The following is a 1,405-nucleotide window of genomic DNA, read 5'->3' as shown; positions in this document are numbered from 1 at the left end:
CAGGGCGCCCAGCGCCCCGGCATGGGCCGCGACTGGTACGACGCCTTCCCGGTCTACGCCGAGCACTTCGACCGCGCCGCCGCCCTCTTCGACAAGCACCTCGAACGGCCCCTGGCCGAGGTCGTCTTCGGCGACGACGCCGCGACCCTGGAGCGGACCGCCTACACCCAGGCCGCGCTGTTCACCACCCAGGTGGCGCTCTACCGGCTGCTGGAGTCCTTCGGCCTGCGCCCCGACTGGCTGGCCGGACACTCCGTCGGCGAGTTCGCCGCCGCGCACGTCGCCGGCGTGTGGTCGCTCCAGGACGCGGTCACCGCGGTCGCCGCCCGGGGCCGGCTCATGCAGGCGCTGCCCGAGGGCGGCGCGATGATCGCCGTACCGGCGTCGGAGGAGGAGGTGACACCGCTGCTGGACGCGCGGTGCGCGATCGCCGCCGTCAACGGACCCCGCGCGGTCGTCGTCTCCGGCGACGAGGACGCCGTCACCGCGGTCGCCGCGCACTTCCCGAACGCCCGCAGGCTGCGCGTGTCGCACGCCTTCCACTCGCCCCGCACGGAACCCGTACTGGCCGCCTTCCGGGAGGTCATGACCGGCATCGAGGCCGCCGAACCGGCCGTCCCGATCGTCTCCACCCTCACCGGCGCCCCCGCCACCGCCGCCGAACTCCGCTGTGCCGACTACTGGGTACGGCACGTGCGGGAGACCGTGCGGTTCGCCGACGCCGTCACCGCACTGGCCGCGAAGGGCGCCGACACCTTCCTCGAACTCGGCGCCGCGCCCGTCCTCACCGCCCTCGGCCCCGACTGCCTGCCGGACGCCGAGGACACCGCCTTCGTCCCGGCCGGCCGCAAGGACACCGCCGAGCTGCCCGGCCTGCTCGCCGCCCTGGCCGCCGTGCACACGCGCGGCTTCGACGTCGACTGGCCGGCCCTGTACGAGAGGTACGCGGGGCGCCGCGTCGAACTGCCCACCTACGCCTTCGAGCACCGCCGGTACTGGCTGCCCACGCCCGCCGTCGCCGTCGGCGACGCCGCCGGGCACGGGCTCGCCGCCGCCGGCCACCCGCTGGTCAGCGCCCGCCTGGACCTGCCCGACGACGCCGGTGTCCTGCTCACCGGCCGGATCTCCACCGCCACCCACCCGGTCCTCGCCGAACACGCGGTCCTCGGCACGGTCCTCGTGCCCGGCGCCGCCCTGGTCGACCTCGCCCTGCACGCCGGACGCCTCACCGGACGCCCCGTACTGGACGAACTGACCCTCCAGGCCCCGCTGGTGCTGCCCCCGGACACCGCCGTACACCTCCAGGTCGCCGCCGGCGCCGACGGCACCGTCGAGATCCACTCGCGCGCCGAGAACGCCCCCGCGGACGAGGGCTGGACCCGGCACGCCACCGGCACCCTCACCG

Annotated in this window: 1 protein-coding gene; it reads left to right on the top strand. The window is 75.9% G+C overall.

All coding sequences use genetic code 11. The features are described 5' to 3' along the window. The coding region (locus CCN44_RS38145; protein ID WP_143650291.1) for an acyltransferase domain-containing protein at positions 1-1,405 on the top strand (1,405 nt) is incomplete at both ends.

Origin of the sequence: Streptomyces tricolor, from assembly GCF_002155905.1 — a bacterium.
Classification (GTDB): Bacteria; Actinomycetota; Actinomycetes; order Streptomycetales; family Streptomycetaceae; genus Streptomyces; species Streptomyces tricolor.
The sequence above is the reverse complement of the archived record's forward strand: the minus strand, read 5'-3'. Positions and strand labels throughout refer to the sequence as shown.